Annotated in this window: 14 protein-coding genes; 1 reads left to right on the top strand and 13 read right to left on the bottom strand. The window is 38.1% G+C overall.

Annotation, left to right across the window (positions count from 1 at the left end; all coding sequences use genetic code 11):
- Window positions 1–40: 40 nt before the first annotated feature.
- Window positions 41–433 carry a hypothetical protein gene (locus tag ACOZBY_RS05850; RefSeq protein WP_008179260.1) on the top strand — a complete coding sequence of 131 codons (393 nt, stop codon included), beginning with the start codon at window positions 41–43 and terminating at the stop codon, window positions 431–433.
- Between the two features lie 29 nt (window positions 434–462).
- Here the strand turns inward: ACOZBY_RS05850 and ACOZBY_RS05845 are convergent, their stop codons facing one another.
- The 13 genes from ACOZBY_RS05845 to ACOZBY_RS05785 form a co-directional block, all read right to left on the bottom strand.
- Complete coding sequence (locus ACOZBY_RS05845) at window positions 463–726, bottom strand: DUF1294 domain-containing protein (RefSeq protein WP_012295601.1); 264 nt, start codon at window positions 724–726, stop codon at window positions 463–465.
- Window positions 727–860: 134 nt separating this feature from the next.
- Entirely contained in the window at window positions 861–1,220 is a 360-nt protein-coding gene (gene rplT, locus ACOZBY_RS05840; RefSeq protein WP_004226314.1) for a 50S ribosomal protein L20, read from the bottom strand.
- A gap of 55 nt (window positions 1,221–1,275) precedes the next feature.
- Window positions 1,276–1,476 carry a 50S ribosomal protein L35 gene (gene rpmI, locus ACOZBY_RS05835; protein WP_004226312.1) on the bottom strand — a complete coding sequence of 67 codons (201 nt, stop codon included), beginning with the start codon at window positions 1,474–1,476 and terminating at the stop codon, window positions 1,276–1,278.
- Between the two features lie 31 nt (window positions 1,477–1,507).
- Window positions 1,508–2,011 carry a translation initiation factor IF-3 gene (infC, locus tag ACOZBY_RS05830; protein WP_012295602.1) on the bottom strand — a complete coding sequence of 168 codons (504 nt, stop codon included), beginning with the start codon at window positions 2,009–2,011 and terminating at the stop codon, window positions 1,508–1,510.
- A 413-nt stretch (window positions 2,012–2,424) separates the two neighbouring features.
- Complete coding sequence (gene thrS / locus ACOZBY_RS05825) at window positions 2,425–4,356, bottom strand: threonine--tRNA ligase (protein ID WP_036164459.1); 1,932 nt, start codon at window positions 4,354–4,356, stop codon at window positions 2,425–2,427.
- A gap of 425 nt (window positions 4,357–4,781) precedes the next feature.
- Window positions 4,782–5,711, bottom strand: a complete 930-nt coding sequence (gene dnaI, locus ACOZBY_RS05820; RefSeq protein WP_257216206.1) for a primosomal protein DnaI — start codon at window positions 5,709–5,711, stop codon at window positions 4,782–4,784.
- Between the two features lie 27 nt (window positions 5,712–5,738).
- Entirely contained in the window at window positions 5,739–7,103 is a 1,365-nt protein-coding gene (locus ACOZBY_RS05815) for a replication initiation and membrane attachment family protein (protein ID WP_036162294.1), read from the bottom strand.
- 16 nt (window positions 7,104–7,119) lie between these two features.
- Entirely contained in the window at window positions 7,120–7,590 is a 471-nt protein-coding gene (nrdR, locus tag ACOZBY_RS05810; RefSeq protein ID WP_008176873.1) for a transcriptional regulator NrdR, read from the bottom strand.
- A 185-nt stretch (window positions 7,591–7,775) separates the two neighbouring features.
- Window positions 7,776–8,798, bottom strand: coding sequence for a glyceraldehyde-3-phosphate dehydrogenase (locus tag ACOZBY_RS05805; RefSeq protein ID WP_008176871.1), 1,023 nt, complete (start codon window positions 8,796–8,798; stop codon window positions 7,776–7,778).
- 204 nt (window positions 8,799–9,002) lie between these two features.
- On the bottom strand, window positions 9,003–9,596 hold the full coding sequence (coaE, locus tag ACOZBY_RS05800; RefSeq protein ID WP_031418638.1) for a dephospho-CoA kinase: 594 nt from the start codon (window positions 9,594–9,596) through the stop codon (window positions 9,003–9,005).
- A 13-nt stretch (window positions 9,597–9,609) separates the two neighbouring features.
- A complete protein-coding gene (gene mutM / locus ACOZBY_RS05795; protein ID WP_012295608.1) occupies window positions 9,610–10,482 on the bottom strand; it encodes a bifunctional DNA-formamidopyrimidine glycosylase/DNA-(apurinic or apyrimidinic site) lyase in 873 nt (290 codons plus the stop codon).
- A gap of 12 nt (window positions 10,483–10,494) precedes the next feature.
- Complete coding sequence (polA, locus tag ACOZBY_RS05790) at window positions 10,495–13,122, bottom strand: DNA polymerase I (protein WP_422761752.1); 2,628 nt, start codon at window positions 13,120–13,122, stop codon at window positions 10,495–10,497.
- A 379-nt stretch (window positions 13,123–13,501) separates the two neighbouring features.
- Window positions 13,502–13,918: a hypothetical protein gene (locus ACOZBY_RS05785; protein ID WP_031418637.1), complete on the bottom strand. Its 417-nt coding sequence runs from the start codon at window positions 13,916–13,918 to the stop codon at window positions 13,502–13,504.
- Window positions 13,919–13,969: the final 51 nt, after the last annotated feature.

Here is a 13,969-nt window from a genome sequence, read left to right as displayed (position 1 = left end):
ATAGGAAAGAATAACCTTTCTTCAAGGGGGAAATTTAAACATGTTGCCGTTACTAATTCGACTTGCTGTAATAGCGCTTATTATTTATGTATTTTATAAAGCGATTCGTTATATAACTGATCCTAAACGCAAACTTGACGAAGCCTATGAAAAAGGCCAATATTACTTTTATGATGACGTTAAAAATGTCCGGAAAAATTTCTTTATTTCCTATAAGGGTGCTCTTTTTGAAGGCGAAAAATACTTAGGTACAACAGAGGATGCCTTCGAGGTTGTCACTATTTTTGTCGGCGCACGTGATACTGCAACATTGCAGGGCTTTACAAAAGGCGACTTTGAATATTTACAGCAAGAAATACTATTGAATTATCCAAGTGCGAAAATCAATTGGAAGCAGCCCATTGAACAGCTTATGCGTAACACATCCTCTTGATGAGGATGTGTGTTTTAAAATGTTTTTATTTATATCCAAAGCTGTACGATAATAAAAATTTGGATGGCTGCCAGTAGAGGAAATCCAAAGGCAAAACTATTATGGCGTGTTTTGTGACGGAATAAATACATGCCAAGCACTCCACCTACTGCCCCTCCTACGATGGCTAGTGTGAACAAAGTACGCTCTGCAATACGCCATTCATGCTTTTTAGCACGCGATTTGTCCATCCCCATTAAAATGAGCAACACAATCGATATAATACTCATATAAGCTAATACTGCTTGTCCCATTTTCTACTCCTTTATCAAAAAAACGTATATGATTAATCTAACACAAAAAAGACTGATGGAAAAATCCATCAGTCTTTTTCTTCACCTATCGCATTCGCTTTCGGTGCAGAAATAATATTTAACTGAGTCAAATATTATTTAGCTACTGCTTTTTTAGCAGCGTCTGCTAATTGAGTGAATGCAGCAGCATCAGTTACAGCAAGGTCAGCTAACATTTTACGGTTAACTTCGATACCAGCAACTTTTAAACCGTGCATTAAACGGCTGTAAGAAAGACCGTTCATACGAGCAGCTGCGTTGATACGAGTGATCCATAATTTACGGAAATCACGTTTTTTCTGACGACGGTCACGGTATGCATATTGACCTGACTTCATTACTGCTTGGTTAGCAACTTTATATAATGTATGTTTTGAACCATAGTAACCTTTAGCTAATTTTAATACTTTTTTACGACGTTTGCGCGTCACTGTTCCGCCTTTTACGCGTGGCATATGAATTACCTCCTGCTTTTCATTAAAAAATGAATGTTAGTATTTTTGTAGTCAATTATTTCATGTAAACAAGTAAAGATTTGATGCGTTTGAAGTCACCAGATGAAACGATGTTTGCTTTACGTAAGTGACGTTTTTGTTTCGTAGATTTGTTTGCGAATAAGTGGCTTCCATAAGCACGGTCATATTTTAATTTACCTGAACCCGTTTTTTTGAAACGTTTCGCAGCTCCACGGTGAGTTTTCATTTTTGGCATGTCGAATTCCTCCTAAACTGTTCGTCTAATATTATTTCTCGTTCTTTGGTTGAAGAACTAAGAACATGCTTCGGCCTTCCATCTTCGGTTTTTGTTCTACCGTTGATACTTCAGCACAAGCTTCAGCAAAACGATCTAACACACGTTGACCAATATCTTTGTGTGTAATCGCACGACCTTTGAAACGTAGGCTACATTTTACTTTATCGCCTTTTTCAAGGAATTTAATCGCATTACGTAGCTTCGTTTGGAAATCATGTTCATCGATTGTCGGGCTCAGACGAACCTCTTTCATTACGATGACTTTTTGATTTTTACGAATTTCACGGTCTTTCTTTTGCTGTTCAAACTTAAATTTACCATAGTCCATGATACGAGCGACTGGCGGCTTGGCTTGAGGGGCCACAAGGACAAGATCCAAGTTTACACGAGCGGCGATTTCTAGCGCTTCATTACGTGTCTTTACACCAAGCTGGTCACCATTGTGATCGATTAATCGAAGTTCACGTGCGCGAATGCCTTCGTTTACATACATGTCTTTGCTAATAGTAATCCACCTCCAAGTAGTTGTCGCGAATACATGGTTTGGGCAAAGCCTTGCCCGGTTGAACGGTACATCCTCTTGTCATGTCCATAAAAAAAGGACGGACATTTTGAAGATGTCCGCCCGCTATATGTGCATGCGCAAGTCTACGCAAAACAATTCAACGTGTCATACCTGTTCACAGCCTTTAAAGCGTTGTATCAGGTGAGAAGCGGGCAGCCTCTACTTCAACCACAAACTTTGTATTCATTAACCTTAATTATATTAGCATGTATATGATAAGCTGTCAAATACTAATTTTCTTATCATTTCTAGATTGACCTACTATTAAATAATTTATACAACAGCAAGATTCATTTTATACAAAAAACCTCACTTATGCAAGTGAGGTTTTTTAAGAAAGATTATTTTGTAATTTCTGCTTTTATAGCTGCTAGGAAATTCTCAAAGCTAATTGTTTCGGAATCTTTTGAGCCATAGCGACGAACATTAACACCATTAGCTTCAACTTCTTTATCACCAATGACAAGCATATACGGAATCTTTTTCATTTGTGCTTCACGAATTTTATAGCCTAATTTCTCTTCACGATCATCCATTTCCACACGTAAGCCCGCTGCTGTTAATTGCTCTTCGATTTGTTTTGCATAATCGAAGTGTGCTTCATTCGATACTGGAATGACTTCTACTTGGACAGGAGCTAACCAAGTTGGGAATGCACCTTTATATTCTTCAATTAAGAAGGCAACGAAACGCTCCATTGTTGATACAACGCCACGGTGAATAACGACTGGACGATGTGGTTTGCCATCCTCCCCAACGTAGCTTAGGTCGAAACGTTCTGGTAATAAGAAGTCTAGCTGAACTGTTGATAAAGTTTCTTCTTTACCAATCGCTGTTTTTACTTGCACATCCAGTTTAGGACCATAGAATGCTGCTTCACCCTCAGCCTCGAAGTAATCTAAGCCAAGCTCATCCATTGCTTCTTTTAACATACTTTGTGCTTTTTCCCACATAGCATCATCATTAAAGTATTTTTCAGTATCAGCAGGGTCGCGATATGATAAACGGAATGAATAATCATTTAAATCGAAATCTTTATACACCTCTAAGATTAACTGCACGACTTTTTGGAATTCTGCTTTAATTTGGTCTGGACGAACAAAGATATGTGCATCATTTAAAGTCATCCCACGTACGCGCTGCAGGCCAGAAACTGCTCCCGACATTTCATAGCGGTGCATTGTTCCAAGCTCAGCAATACGTAATGGTAAGCTACGATAAGAATGCATGCTATTTTTGTAAACCATCATATGGTGAGGACAGTTCATTGGACGCATAATTAATGTCTCGTTGTCCATTTCCATTGGTGGGAAAATAGAATCTTGGTAATGATCCCAGTGACCTGAAGTTTGATAAAGCTCTTTTGAACCTAATACAGGTGTATAAACATGCTTATATCCAAGAGACAATTCTTTATCGACAATATAACGCTCAATAACACGACGAATTGTTGCACCATTTGGTAACCAAAGTGGTAAACCTTGGCCGACCTTTTGAGAAGTTGTAAATAGCTCTAATTCCTTCCCGATTTTACGGTGATCACGTTCTTTTGCTTCTTCTAGCATTTGTAGGTGATGTTTTAATTCTTCTTTTTTGAAGAACGCTGTACCATAAATACGTTGTAGCATTTTGTTATCAGAGTTCCCTCTCCAATAGGCACCTGCTAATGATAGCAGCTTGAATTCGCGAAGTTTACCAGTAGATGGTACGTGAATACCACGGCAAAGATCGAAAAATTCCCCTTGATAATAAATGGACACTTGCTCATCTGCAGGGATTGCCTCTAGTAATTCTAATTTATATTCATCGCCAATTTCTTCATACATTGCTTGTGCTTCCGCACGACTTACATTTTTACGTTCTACCTCTAGATTTTCAGCAATAATTTTTTTCATTTCCTTTTCAATTGCTGGTAAATCCTCGGCAGTGATGGGTGTAGGAGAATCAATATCGTAGTAGAATCCTCCATCAATGACAGGACCAATACCAAGCTTTACATCTGGGAATAAACGTTTAATTGCCTGTGCTGTTAAATGAGCTGTTGAGTGACGTAAAATCTCAAGTGCTTCTTCATCATCTTGTGTAATAATGGCAATTGTAGCATCTTCTTCGATTGGTGTTTTTAAATCAACCAATACATCATTAATTTTACCTGCATAAGCTTTTTTTCGTAAGCCAGGGCTGATTGATAAGGCTACGTCATCTGTTGATGTACCTTTTACAAATTCTTTTACTGCGCCATCTGGGAAAGTTAATTTAATCATTTCTGACATATTCTTTGCACTCCTTTGTTAAGTTGAATACATAATGATTGATTGTAGACTAATAAAGTGATTCAGCTGCCAATATGAGCGCTCTCCACAATTGGACTAAGCGAAGTCTCCACATCTAAAATAATAAAAAAAGCCCCGTCCCTCACAAAAGGGACGAAGCGTATGCTCGTGGTTCCACCCTTCTTCCTTCCGACTTATCAAGTCAGACGAAGCTCAAGGCTAGCTAACGGGCTAGGGACCGGCGAAAGATTATCCCTTTCGCTGCTCAGCAGGTAGTAAATGATGCGTTCAAACTAGGAAGCTTTCAGCCGTTGACTTCCCTCTCTAGAAGCTGATACACAAAATTCATGTCCTCATCAATGCATATTGATATTTAGTATATGAGTCAGTATACGCTCGATTGTCGAAAAATGCAACTACCAATGTTACATCCTACGGTTATTGCCACGCATTTCAATTGGCTCTGTCAAGGCTTTAATACGCTCCATTATACGGCCTGCCTTAACAACCTCAATATCACCTTTTTGTGATTGAGCTAAATGGTGCTCTAATTCTCCATAATTAAAATTTGATGTAATAAACGTTGGCAATTGTTCCGCCATACGATAATGGAAAATAGTCCCTAAAATTTCATCCCGTGTCCAGGCGGTCATTGTTTCTGCACCTAAATCATCGAGCATTAAAACAGGTGCCTTTTTAATATAATCTATTTTTTCATTCAATGTATTATCGCCAATAGCATTTTTCATTTCCCGTAAAAATTCTGGCACGAAGACAACCACTGAACGTATTTTAATAGACGCTAGCTCATTGGCGATTGCACCAAGCACAAAAGACTTCCCCACGCCGAATTTACCGTATAAGTAAAAACCCTTTGATGGTAAATGACCTGATTCTTTTGTCGCTTTTACAAATTGTGCTGCTTTTTGGGCAATCATCACCCGAGACTCATCATCGATACTTAAATCTTGAATAGTTGCTTGAAGCACATCTTTTGGCATATGCATACTTGCAATCATATTCGCGACATCCCGACGCTCTTCTTCCCTGATCTTTTGCTCACAGCGTACATAATCAATTTCAACTGTATTCCGAACTACCCTTAGAGTAGGGAGGAAGCCTTTTAAATAGTTTGTACAATGTTCTGTGTTATCACAACCACAACATTCCGTAGATTGACTAATAAATTCATGCAGCTTAGGTAAATTTCGTTCGATATTATCATAGCTTAATTCATCTGCATGACGTGCAAGAAATTCCTGTACTCGGGGATTATCTAAAATTTCACGTCGCATAGCTTCATAGCGTTCTTGAAACGAGGGTACATTAATAGCTCGTTTTAATGGTCCATTTATTGGTTCGATTGTTGTTCACCTTCTTTACTATTCACTTTTCCCTAGCATTTCTAATATTTTTTGACGTTCTTTTTCAAAATCTATCGTGCTAGAAGTACTTTCCTCTTGTTTCTCATCACGTTTATAAAACCACTCAGGGACTTTTTCTTCTCGTTGATGTCCTGAACGTCCCTTAACACGCTGACTCGTTTTAGTGGTCGTTTGAGGTTTATTTTTCCAAGTTGTATATTTATCATGCTCTTGGCGTGCAAGTTCCATTGCTTCTTTAGCGGTTTGAATATTTTTACGAACCCAATGATCCGCAATCGTTTCCACATATTTTTTAGGTAACTTCATATCCGTTGTTAACATAACATACTCTAGCAAAGCATTGACTACCCCAACCGGCATGCCATGCTGTACAATCAAACTTTCCGCAAGTTGTACAGAGGTTTGCAAAGGTTCTTTTCCATTATTAATGTCACGTAACACTTGAATAGGAGCTGTAGTCTCTAAATAGTGCTGTAGCTCCTGATCCTTCGTTTTTTGTCCCGTTTCTTCTAATGGCAACTGTTCGCTAACTCTCGCTATTTTGGGCGGCTCTTTTGACACAGTTAACTTATAGAAATCAGCAGCTGCCTTGCGTAAGCGCTCTTGAGAAATTCCTAAATCATCGTCTAAAGCAAGAATCACCACTTTTTGCATATCGAGCGCTGTTAAATGATATAAAAATGCTAGCTTTGCGATAGCCTCACGAACTTCTAATGTCAGTAAACTAGACGGTACCAATTGCTCGGATAACCCTGCTTGTAACAAATCGAAGTCAAATTGCTCCAAATAAAAAGGATACACCCTTTGTTGTTTATCCTTACGATTCGTATCCACTTGTAAATCTGATGGAATATTGGAATGAACGGGCTTATAGACATCTATAAAGGCACGAGATACATCCTTTAACTCCGCGTCCCTTACAGGGGATATAAAACGTTGACGCAAATTACGATATGCCTGCTCTCCAATTTTGCTAAATAAAAACATCGACAACAACGGGTCTTTCATAAAGCTTTCTGCATCTAATGGACGCTGTAGCTCATATAAAAAACTCCGCTCACCAGCATTTTCTTTTTTCCATGTACGTAGTAAACCAATCGCTTCAAGGGCTATTCGTGCCTCAAACACTTTACCAATGGGCAGACCAAGCACATTCATTAAATAATAATGTGTCATTTGCTGCTTTGGTATCTGCTCTGCTTCAGCCCATAAAGTTAAGTATAGGCTGATGGGGTCTGAGCCCGTTAACGGTTGATAGAATAATGTTACTAATTGACGCTCTTGAGTAGAAAATGCATGAGGTAGACGAATGTCAAAAGGATCGCCAGGCTGCAATTCCTTATATAAATGAATCAACGTCATTCATCCTCTCTATTTTCTATGATTTCTGCTCCGTTTGACGTTGAATAATATCTTTAATCTCCTCGATAAAGACATTGATATCTTTAAACTGTCGGTAGACCGATGCAAAACGGACATACGCCACCTCATCAATTTTGGCTAAGCGATCCATGACCAATTCACCGACATCTTCTGAGCGTACCTCCGAATTTCCAATACGACGAAGATCTTTTTCAATTGATAGGACAAGTTGCTCCAGTATATCAAGCGCAACTGGGCGTTTCTCACAGGCACGAATAAGGCCACGAAGTACCTTTTCACGGCTAAATTCCTCTCGTGAACCTTCTTTTTTCACTACAACTAATGGGGTCTCTTCAATTTTTTCAAACGTTGTAAAACGGAAGCCACATGACTCACATTCACGACGTCTACGAATTTCTTTGTTATCATCTACTGGCCTCGAATCCACAACACGCGTTCCGTTAAATTGGCAAGATGGACATCTCATATAATTACTCTCCTGGTTTACAACAATTTAATATTTCTATTATAACAAATTTCCTACATATAAGAAAAGTGCATTCACGTAGTGAGCTCATGATAAACCTAAAGCACCTAAAGTACAAGGAAAGTTTTTTAAAAAAAGCACATTGAAACCCGTTAGATTTCAATGTGCTCAAGATAAAAATATTATTATGCGTTAACTGTTTCTAATGCATTAGCTACTTTTTTCACTAGGTCCACAACACGCGCAGAGTAACCCCATTCATTGTCATACCAAGCAAGTACTTTCACTTTACGGTTACCTAATACCATTGTGGAAAGCCCATCAACTGTTGATGAGTAAGTCGTTGTGTTGTAATCAGAAGATACTAGTGGTTCAACTGAGAAATTTAAAATACCTTTCATTGGACCTTCTGTTGCAGCTTTTACAAAAGCTGCATTAACAGCATCAACTGTTACATCTGTATTTAAATCTACTACAAGGTCCACTAAAGAAACATTTGGTGTTGGAACGCGAAGTGCCATACCATGAATTTTACCTTCTAATTCAGGTAGAACTAATTTTAATGCTTTGGCAGCACCTGTAGATGTAGGAATAATTGATTGTGCGCACCCACGTGCACGACGTAAATCTTTATGTGGATTATCTAAGTTCTTTTGATCGTTTGTATAAGCATGAACAGTTGTCATCAAACCATTTTCAATACCAAATGTATCATTTAATACTTTTGCTACTGGTGCTAAGCAGTTTGTTGTACAAGAAGCGTTTGAAATTACATCATGTTTAGCAATATCAAGTTTGTCATCATTAACACCTAAAACAATTGTTACATCTTCGTTTTTACCAGGTGCTGTTAAGATAACTTTTTTCGCGCCAGCCTCTAAGTGCATTGCTGCTTTGTCACGTTCATTAAATTTACCTGTAGCTTCTATAACGATATCAACACCCATTGTAGCCCAAGGTAATTTTAATGGGTCGCGTTCGCTAATAATTTGAACTCGTTTGCCATTTACAACTAAAGCATCGCCTGCTGGTTCTACTGTACCTTCAAATGTTCCGTGATTTGTGTCATACTTAATCAAATGTGCTAACGTTTCTGCTGGATAGCTAGCGTTAATAGCAACAATATTTAAATTTTCTTGTACGATCGCTTGGCGGAAAACCATACGTCCGATACGTCCGAAACCATTAATAGCAATTGATACTGTCATTTAAAAATCCTCCTGTGAGTACATACTCAGATTAATTATATACTTTATGGTGATTAGTATAACACAATTTTAAAAAAGATGAACATTATATACTCATATTATTAAAGTTCTTATTTTCTGAAAAATTATCTCTTATTATGGCATTCACCCATAAAAAAATGTGTAGCAAGATGTACTTGCTACACATTTTTAGTCTGAAGCCATTTAAATTACACCCCAGAAAGCTAGAATTTTCTTTAATTGTTCCTCTGTATTTTCCAGATTCTCATTATTATAAATGACTGCATGAGCTCCCTTTTCTTTCACAGACATAGGCAACTGTGAATGCATGCGCGCCAAGGCATCCTCTTTTGTTAAATGATTGCGTTCCATTAAACGTCGAAGCTGAACCTCTTCACTTACCGACACTACAATGATACGCTCTACAAAATGCTGAAGCTTACTTTCAAATAACAGGGGAATATCCATGACAACATGTTCATGACCGCCCTCTAAATAGGCATCCCGTTGACGTAGCATTTCCTTTCTAATCGCCGGATGCATAATATCATTTAAAATTTTTCGTTTGGCTGGCTCATGAAAAATAATATTTCCAAGCATTGTCCGATTCAAATTGCCATCCTCTAGTAAAATATCTTGGCCGAAGTTTTCTGCAATAAATGCCAATGTCTCCGTTCCTGGTTCGACAACATCTCGCGCTACAATGTCTGCATCCACAATCGGTAATCCTAGTTCGAGCATCATTTTTGCTACTGTACTTTTTCCGCTTGCAATACTTCCTGTAAGTCCGATAATCATTGTTAAATCCCCTTTAATGTTGACAATTTGGGCAAAAAGACGACGTCCGCCCACCAATCGTCATTTGACTTGTTGCTGTTTCACAGGCGGGGCATATTTTTTTCCCATACATTTTCAAACGATTCTGCATGCTCCCAGCTTCCCCATTAATATTTCGATAATCAGAGATAGTTGAACCACCTGCTTCAATACTTTGACGTAAAACAGCAACGATCTCCTCAAATAATGCTCGTTTGCGCTTCTCACTTATGCGGTTCATTTTTCGTGCAGGATGAATTTTCTGAGCGAATAGCGCCTCCGTTGCATAAATATTGCCACAACCCGAAATGACTTGACCATCCATAATCACTTCTTTTACGGCCTTATTCGCATATTTCGGTAATGTAGATTTTGTTATAAAAAATTCACACGCTAATTCATCAAAGGGCTCTGGTGCCATTTTTGTTAATGGTATATGATCTTCAATTTTTGCCAAAAATCGTAGTTCACCAAAACGTCGTATATCTGAATAAATTAAGTAACCACCATCAGCCATCTTAAATGTTGCATGTATATGCTTTTGGAATTTGGCTTCATTGATGTCTTCTGGTGAATTTACAACAAACCATGCACCTGTCATTCCTAAGTGACTAACAAGAACATAAGGAACCTCATCTTTCAATAAATGAAAGAAAATATATTTCGCACGTCGTTCAATTTTTGTAATCGTCATTTCAGACAATGTTAATTCAAATGCATCAGGCTCCGCTTGTTTAACAATACATTGTTTCCCCTCACTAAAAGAAAAGTGTACCCTTTCAGATAGCTGAACATGTTGAATTGTACGTCCTTCAACCTTTGGCTTCAATGCCTGGACGACACCTTCTACCTCTGGTAACTCAGGCATTTGAACCCCTCCTTATTTTGCTTCATACCATGTCGAACCATGGTTAAAATCTACTTTTAGCGGTACGGAAAGCTCAATCGCATTTTCCATTACCTCTGGTACAATTTTTTCTAACATCGCAATCTCTTCCTTAGGTGCTTCAAAGATTAATTCATCATGCACTTGTAAGAGTAGCTTTGCCTGCATATTTTCCTTTTTTAGTCGAGCATCCATATCAATCATTGCTTTTTTAATAATATCCGCAGCACTTCCCTGAATCGGGGTATTCATAGCCGTACGCTCAGCAAAACTTCTTAAATTAAAGTTCGAGCTTGTGATATCTGGTAAATACCGACGTCTATTTAAAATCGTTGTGACATAGCCATTGAACTTCGCATTTTGCACAATATCATCCATATACTGTTTGACGCCTGGGAAACTAGCGAAATATTTCTCAATAAAAGTTGCCGCTTCCTTACGGGTAATATCTAGATTTTGTGATAGACCATAATCACTGATTCCATAAACAATCCCAAAGTTCACAGCCTTTGCTGCACGACGCATATTACTATCAACTTCTTCTTCGGATACATGGAATACATCCATCGCTGTTCGTGTATGAACATCCATCCCTTCACGGAAGGCCTCTACAAGGTTTTTATCTTCCGACATATGAGCGAGTACACGTAATTCGATTTGCGAATAATCCGCAGAAAACAGGATCCAATCCTCTTTTGAAGGGACAAATGCTTGACGGATTTTACGTCCCTCCTCTAAACGGATAGGGATGTTTTGTAAATTTGGATCTGTCGAGCTTAGTCGTCCTGTAGCGGTTAGAGCTTGTTGGAAACGAGTATGCACCTTGCTATCCTTTTCATGTATTTCCTTTAGCAACCCTTCAATATAAGTAGATTGTAATTTACCAAGCTGACGATATAACAGAATATATTCAATAATGGCATGCTCTGATTTTAACTTTTCTAATACATCAGCAGCCGTCGAATAGCCCGTCTTCGTTTTTTTAATAACAGGTAAGCCCAATTTATCGAATAAAATAACACCTAATTGTTTTGGTGAATTAATATTGAAGGTTTCTCCTGCCTCCGCATAAATTTCTTGTTCAAGTACGACAAGCTTATCGTTAAGCTCTTGTCCCATTTTTTCTAGCGTGGCACGGTTAACAGTAATGCCTTCACTTTCCATCTCACCTAAAATGGCTGCCAGAGGCAATTCCAACTCTTTATAAAGGTCAAATTGTTCATTTTCTTTTAATAATGCCTCTAGCTTCGGCTGTAATGACCATACAGCATAGGCTTTTCGGCTAACATGCTGAGCAAGCTTATCTATTTCAGGTACAGCACGTTTGGCTCCCTTTCCATAGACCGTTTCATCTGCTTGTACATCATAATACCCAAGCTCTCTTGCAAGAGTGGCAACATCATCTCCACTAAGTCCGGGATTATTAATATACGAAGCAAGCACTAAATCAAAATCAACGCCAGCTAATTGAATACCTGCTCGTTTTAATGCCGCTTTAGACGCTTTGGAATCAGACATATATTTTATTATTGATGAATCCTCTAACCAGCGACGTAGTATATCTGATTTTGCCGCAATCTCAAAAGGAATGTATTGAGTCTTTGTTCCATCAGATAATGCCATCCCTAGTAGCGCACAAGTGTGGTAATGTTCATTCTCTAGCTCCACATGCACAGCCATCACATCTTGTAAGTCTTCTTGGCGTACTTCTTGAACTTGTTCAAAATCAAAAGGTGTTTGCTCTTGCTCTTGCACAGTAAAATCACTTTTCTCGAGCAGTGATTTAAAGCCCAGCTCACGCCATACATTCATTAATTCTTCTTCATTTGGTCCGTTGTAAGCGAGATCAGTTAGTGAAATGGTAATTGGTGCATCTGTATAAATCGTTGCCAGTTTCTTACTCATAATAGCCTGCTCTTCATTGGCTACCAGCTTTTCTTTCATTTTAGAAGCTTTCAATGTATCCATCGCCTCATAAAGTGCCTCAACGGAGCCATGCTCTTTTAATAGTTTGACGGCAGTCTTTTCACCAACACCTGGCACACCAGGAATATTATCTGAAGAATCACCCATTAAGCCTTTCATATCAATAATCTGTAGCGGCGTTAAACCGTACTTTTCTGCAATAAAGGCCGGAGTATTTCTCTCAATTTCTGTAATCCCCTTTTTCGTTATATAAACTGTTACTTGCTCCGTCGCAAGCTGTGTTAAATCACGGTCACCAGAAACGATAATCACATCCATATCCTGTGATGAAGCTTCTTTCGCCAGCGTCCCGATAATATCATCCGCTTCATATAAATCTTGCTCGTATTGTTTTATTCCATAAGCATCAATTAGCTTTCGTATATAAGGGAATTGCTCCGATAATTCTGGTGGAGTCTTTTGTCGTCCACCTTTATATTCTGTAAAGGTTTCATGACGGAAAGTTGTTTTTCCTGCATCAAAAGCCACTAAAATTTTCGTTGGTTGTTCTTCCTCTAATATTCTTTGTAGCATTGTTGTAAAGCCGTATACAGCATTTGTATGAATACCACTATCATTCGTCAACAATGGCAACGCAAAAAACGCGCGATATGCTAAACTATTACCGTCCAATAATAGTAATTTTTCTTTTGTCATAATATGATCCTCCTGCGTTGTCTTCTACTTCCTTCTACTTTATCATAACAATACATTTCAAGTAAAAAAAAGCAGACGGTCATCCCCTTGGATATTCGCTACTTTCGAGTCGCTATCCGTCATTCTCTTGGTTTTACCCGTCACTTTTAAAATCCTATCCATTACTTCTGGATTTCAATCTATAGCGACAAGCCAATCAGTGAAATTTTACTGATCATACAAAATAGAATGCGTTCAGTTATCGACCTTCTCTGAACAGTAAATAAAGTTAATTATTTCCATATTAACAGGGTAGATGATTCTACGTATTCAATGCAAAAAACGTAAAAAACTTTCATTCGTGGAGAAAACTCCTGTGAATGAAAGTTCTATAATGGATTTATTGATTAGCTGTTCGATAAAAAATTTCTTCATATATAATCGTTAAGATAAATGCATTCATAAAGGCAAATACTAAAAATAATGGCATTCCACCCAGCTGTGGCTGTGTTAACTCTTTACTAAATACCATCACAGCACTAATTTGTGCTAAAAAGAAAATAAAGCCAATACCGACTTGCCATATAGGACGCTTGACCTTCCGTTTTTCATACCAAAACAACTTTTTAAACAGATTTCTTACATCATTCGCAATAATAATACTCACTAAAAAGATACTGACAAAAAATACAGGTATATGATAAACACTCTTTGTCATCCATGCAAAATCAGATAGGCGGAAAAAAAGAGTCAATAACGACGCTATACTACAAGCAATTCCTACATTTTGGAGCCATGTGCTAATTCTTAATTTCACAACTATTACCCCCAACAGTTCTTTTTTAAACATTATTATTCTATCAAATTA

It is taken from the genome of Lysinibacillus sp. NPDC056220 (genome assembly GCF_049315265.1).
Taxonomy (GTDB): domain Bacteria; phylum Bacillota; class Bacilli; order Bacillales_A; family Planococcaceae; genus Lysinibacillus; species Lysinibacillus pinottii.
The sequence above is the reverse complement of the archived record's forward strand: the minus strand, read 5'-3'. Positions and strand labels throughout refer to the sequence as shown.

Coding starts and splice junctions, on each gene's coding strand:
- ACOZBY_RS05850 (WP_008179260.1), top strand. CDS start 41: ATGTTGCCGTTACTAATTCGACTTGCTGTAATAGCGCTTATTATTTAT.
- ACOZBY_RS05845 (WP_012295601.1), bottom strand. CDS start 726: ATGGGACAAGCAGTATTAGCTTATATGAGTATTATATCGATTGTGTTG.
- rplT (WP_004226314.1), bottom strand. CDS start 1,220: ATGCCACGCGTAAAAGGCGGAACAGTGACGCGCAAACGTCGTAAAAAA.
- rpmI (WP_004226312.1), bottom strand. CDS start 1,476: ATGCCAAAAATGAAAACTCACCGTGGAGCTGCGAAACGTTTCAAAAAA.
- infC (WP_012295602.1), bottom strand. CDS start 2,011: ATGTATGTAAACGAAGGCATTCGCGCACGTGAACTTCGATTAATCGAT.
- thrS (WP_036164459.1), bottom strand. CDS start 4,356: ATGTCAGAAATGATTAAATTAACTTTCCCAGATGGCGCAGTAAAAGAA.
- ACOZBY_RS05815 (WP_036162294.1), bottom strand. CDS start 7,103: ATGACGTTGATTCATTTATATAAGGAATTGCAGCCTGGCGATCCTTTT.
- nrdR (WP_008176873.1), bottom strand. CDS start 7,590: ATGAGATGTCCATCTTGCCAATTTAACGGAACGCGTGTTGTGGATTCG.
- ACOZBY_RS05805 (WP_008176871.1), bottom strand. CDS start 8,798: ATGACAGTATCAATTGCTATTAATGGTTTCGGACGTATCGGACGTATG.
- coaE (WP_031418638.1), bottom strand. CDS start 9,596: ATGATTATCGGACTTACAGGAAGTATTGCAAGCGGAAAAAGTACAGTA.
- mutM (WP_012295608.1), bottom strand. CDS start 10,482: ATGCCTGAGTTACCAGAGGTAGAAGGTGTCGTCCAGGCATTGAAGCCA.
- polA (WP_422761752.1), bottom strand. CDS start 13,122: ATGACAAAAGAAAAATTACTATTATTGGACGGTAATAGTTTAGCATAT.